We start from the raw sequence: 4651 nt of genomic DNA on the forward strand, positions 1-4651 counted from the left end.
GCAGATTTAGTCATAACGGTTAATTTCGGAATATAGAAAACCACTCAAGCATAAGACCCTATGAATTGAAATTCAAGCGGGTAATATGCTATCGTGTTTTTCATGAAATGCGCACTTACGACTTGAATTTCATTCAAGTCAAAAGATGCGTAAGGGGGACACCCCTTAACCCCAAAAGCAAAAGCAAGAGCGGTAAAGCAAATGAAGAAATACAATATTGATGAACAGCATATTTTTATATGCTCAAACTGTGGGAATGAATTTTTATACAAATTACCTAAAATTCTTATAGAGCAAATGAATGGAGTATCCATTCAAACTATTAGAAAAGAATGCCCGAAATGTAATCAATACGTGGATGCCACAAGGAAAATTTAATGGCGATTTACCACTGTACAACCAAAACCGTTAACCGCAGTTCGGGAAGAACTGCCGTTGCATCTATGGCTTATCGTGCAGGGGAAAAACTCAAAGATGAACGAACAGGACTAACCCACGATTTTACGAGAAAGGATGGTGTCGCCCATAGCGAAATTGTGTCTAACCTTGATATAGAAATAGACCGTAGCGAATTGTGGAACTTGGCGGAACAGTCCGAAAACCGCAAAGATGCTCGAACTGCTAGAGAATGGGTCATTGCCCTACCTGATGAATTAGACGCTGATCAACGTAAGGACTTGGCAAAAGAGTTTGCTCAATCACTTGTTGATCGCTATGGCGTGATCGCAGATTTAGCCATTCACGAACCCAGCAAAGGCGGAAATGATAAAAACCATCACGCCCATATCATGCTGACCACCCGAAAAGCTGAATTAGACCCTGACAATAAACTCACTTTGACGACAAAAACCGATATTGAGTTAAGTAATGCCAAACGCAAAAGCCTAAATATGGGAACAACCCAAGACGACATCAAACAGATTCGGGAAACATGGGCGGACTTAGCCAATCACGCACTGGAGCGAGCAGGCTACCGAGAAAAAATAGACCACCGCAGCTATGCCGATCAGAACAATGGACTACAAGCCACCATTCATGAGGGGACTTCGGTCACTCAACTCCGTAGACAAGGCATAGACACCGAAATCAGCCGTTATAACGACCATGTGAAGCAACACAACGCCCAACACCTCAAACAACAGCAACAGCGCACAGACAGCGTTTTACAGCGTGGTTTAAACCGTGCCGAGCAAGGCTTCGAGCAATGGCAGAAAAACCAAGAAGCTAAACGCCTAGAACAAGAACGCCAAGCCGAAATACAACGACAGCAAAAACTAGAGCAACAGCAAGCCGAGCGAGCCAACCGTAAAGCATCACAAGACTTAGATCAGGGCGGAATGTACCGATGAGCAACCAAAACGACCTAGATGACCAGCTCTATATTTTACTGGCATCTATGTAAGAGTATCGAGAAGCCATAGCAGACGATAACAAGCGATTAGAAGCGTTTTACAAGGAAGTGGCTAGCGGAGTACTCAATAAGACCGAAAAACACCTAAAAAACGCCAATCAGAAGCAAATAGACGCACTCAACAACAGTATTCGGGAATTAAACAATGCAACCAATCAACTTGACTGGCGATTCATGGCAATCTACGCCAGTGCTTTTGTTAGCTTGCTGATCGTTTTCTTTTTAGCATTATTTTTATATGTGCCGAGCATGGACGAAATCAAACAGCGTAGAGCAGACGTTGCATGGCTAGAACAAAAATACAGCCTAGATATTAAAAATTGCAATGGGAAGTCTTGCGTTCGCATCATGAAAAATGACTGTCACGGAGCGAATAAGGATTATTGTGTGATTGACCCAAAATAATGATTAGACAGTACTTTGCTCGGCTCTTGCCATCACCGAATCAATGACAGCAGTCGCAAAGTTGCCCGACTTTGAAACATGGCTAAAGCCATCTTTCAAAGCATCGAGCGATAGTCATCCAAAAATTTCGGAATGGCTATCCAACTGATGCAGTTCTAAAATATCGTCACCAACAAGCCTATAGATCAAGACTAAATCAGGCTTCACATGACAATCACGACAATTTTTAAACTCTGCACCACCTTTCAAGGGATGATCTAAATACTTTTCAGGCAAAGGATTATTTGCGACTAAACAATCTAATACTTCTGCCCATTCAGCCGTAACCAGTTCTAAATAACGTCTTTTAATATCACGTTTAAAAGAACTGGTTACGATAATCTTACGTTTAGCCATGTGCTTCTTCCGACATAGCTTTAATCGCTTCTTCTACCGTTTCGTACTCGGTGTACTCGCCATTTTCAATCTCTTTTAAAGATTGAAGTAACTTGGCTGCTGCTTTAGGAGTTAAAGCAGGTTCTCGTGCATAGTCAAAAGACAAAGGAATCGCTTTAGTTTTAACGATTTGATTCAAGAACAGTTTGAATGCTTGAGGCATAGTCAAACCATAGTCTTCCAAAATTGGGGTGACTTGTTCTTTTAACTCTGCTTCTAAGCGCATATTGAAATTGACTGCGGACATGATTCCCTCACTCAAAAACCATTAAAGTAAAGATAATATAAGTCATATTCTTTACTTTTTCATTACTTTTGATGTAATAAATGGTTTCTGACAACTGAATTTCGTATAACAGCCATTATGTTAAATAACTTTTAGAAGCTTTAGTACAAGCTTGACAGATTGTCTTATCATTATAAAATAACCTTATTCAAATCATCCTCCCAAGAGTAACGCCAATGAAGTAAGTCATTTTCTCATCATTATTTTTAAACTTTTGATGTGCAAAATAGATTCTACTTGTGGCTATATATTCTTGGTCTCTACTTTATATCCTAAATAATATATTGTTTTTTATAAGTTAATCTTCACTATTTTGCATATCCTCTACATGAGGAATTTTTTATGCAACATGCATGTATTGCTTCAAACTTAAATTTAGAATTTTCTACACAGAAAATGTTTGATCAGCTAAACATTACGCTTTTATCAGGACAGGTTTCTGCATTAATTGGACGTAATGGTTTAGGTAAATCCCTATTGTTCAGAATATTAGATCAAAGCCAAGCTTTAGATATTCATTATAGTGGTCAAGTTTCATGGAATATCCAACATGATTATTTGGCACAATTAGAACGCCTTAATGCTGAAAATATTGCACAAGCATTAGAGGTAGATCATTTACATCATGCTTTTCGGCGTATAGAGAACAATACAGCTAGTTTTGATGATTATGAGTTAGTTGAAAATACCTGGGATTTACCACAAAAATGGCAAAATATACTTGAAAATGCTGACTTACCTACGGATTTGAACTTTCCAACAGAAAAACTGAGTGAAGGACAAAAAACAAAGCTGGCTTTATGTCGTTTGTTTTTAAAAAAGGATCACTATCTACTTTTAGATGAACCAAGCAACCATTTAGACTCAACATCTAGACAATGGTTAATTGAGAGTATTTTGGCACACCCTAGTGGTGTATGCCTGATTAGTCATGATCGCCAATTACTCAATCAAGTCCAACATATTTATGCTTTAACTGAATTAGGCTTACAACACTACAAAGGTAATTATGAGCATTACATTCAACAGCATCAGCTACACATGGATGCATTAACTCAGTCTATTAATAATGAGAAAAAAGAATTAAAGCAGTTAAAACAACGGCAACATGATAGCTTAATGAAAGCGAATAAACGTCAATCTAAAGGCAATGAACTTCGTGATTCTAATTCTCAAGCAAAGATTTTTCTAGATTTCAAAAAGGAAAATGCTGGACAAAGCTTAGGTAAGCTACGTGCCCAACAAACTCGACAAACTGATGATTTGAAAAATAGTCTGATTAATAGGCAGACCATTGTAGAAAAAATCAAAGCTCAGAAGTTTGAATTCCACTTACAGAGTACGAAGCAAGGAGAGATTTTAAGAATTCATGATTTAAAGCTACCCCATACAGCAACAAATAAAATTAATTTTGCATTGAAAGCTGGCGAAAAAATCCATCTTAAAGGTGCTAATGGAATTGGTAAATCAACCTTATTGAAATTGATTTCTACCCATCAACGTGATGATATTTTCTTTAGTGGAACATGTTTGTATTTAGATCAAAACTTTAGTTTATTAAATAATGATTTATCCGTAATCGAAAACCTTGCACTTTATAACTCCAATCTTACTGAAGTTGAGTGGAGAAATTTGTTAGGTCAGTTACGTATTCGTCGTGAAAAAGCTTTATTAAAACTATCAGAACTGAGTGGTGGTGAAAAATTGAAAGTCGCATTATTAGCAATGAGTCACTATCCTGATGGTATTGATTTATTATTGCTTGATGAACCAGAAAATCATTTAGATATTGAGTCTAGAGAGCTTCTATCGCAGGCTATTAGCCAATATCAGGGCGCTGTAATTTTAGTTTCACATGATCATTTTTTTGTTGAACAGTGTGAAATATCTGAAGAGTATTTAATTGAGTAAAATGACATTTTCAAATATATAGATTTATTAGTTCTACTAAAATTAACATAATACACCTTATACGAAATGCTTTATAGAGACCTTTGCACGAAACAGCCCCTTTGCTCGAGGCATACCACCAAACCGAAAAAAAACAAAGAATGGCAATGAAATAAGCAAAACAATGGCTAAATCATGGATAAAATCTCCAAATGGTTGTTAAA

The 4651-nt window shown here is 37.2% G+C and carries 4 protein-coding genes and 1 pseudogene; 3 read left to right on the forward strand and 2 right to left on the reverse strand.

What is annotated here, in order from left to right; genetic code table 11:
- The first annotated feature begins 377 nt into the window (after positions 1-377).
- A complete protein-coding gene (mobQ, locus tag FTV34_RS16365) occupies positions 378-1349 on the forward strand; it encodes a MobQ family relaxase (protein WP_087528904.1) in 972 nt (323 codons plus the stop codon).
- Positions 1346-1816, forward strand: a pseudogene (locus tag FTV34_RS16370) (hypothetical protein). The gene mobQ and the pseudogene FTV34_RS16370 overlap by 4 nt, the downstream one beginning before the upstream one ends.
- A gap of 114 nt (positions 1817-1930) precedes the next feature.
- Here FTV34_RS16370 and FTV34_RS16375 read toward each other — a convergent pair.
- Positions 1931-2212: a type II toxin-antitoxin system YafQ family toxin gene (locus FTV34_RS16375; RefSeq protein WP_001129137.1), complete on the reverse strand. Its 282-nt coding sequence runs from the start codon at positions 2210-2212 to the stop codon at positions 1931-1933.
- Positions 2205-2498, reverse strand: a complete 294-nt coding sequence (locus tag FTV34_RS16380; RefSeq protein ID WP_004870963.1) for a type II toxin-antitoxin system RelB/DinJ family antitoxin — start codon at positions 2496-2498, stop codon at positions 2205-2207. Before FTV34_RS16380 ends, FTV34_RS16375 begins: the two co-directional genes overlap by 8 nt.
- Before the next feature lie 381 nt (positions 2499-2879).
- Between FTV34_RS16380 and FTV34_RS16385 the strand changes: the two genes are divergently transcribed.
- A complete protein-coding gene (locus tag FTV34_RS16385; protein WP_159124549.1) occupies positions 2880-4448 on the forward strand; it encodes an ATP-binding cassette domain-containing protein in 1569 nt (522 codons plus the stop codon).
- Positions 4449-4651 lie beyond the last annotated feature (203 nt).

Source organism: Acinetobacter sp. YH16038, assembly GCF_013417275.1.
Taxonomy (GTDB): Bacteria; Pseudomonadota; Gammaproteobacteria; order Pseudomonadales; family Moraxellaceae; genus Acinetobacter.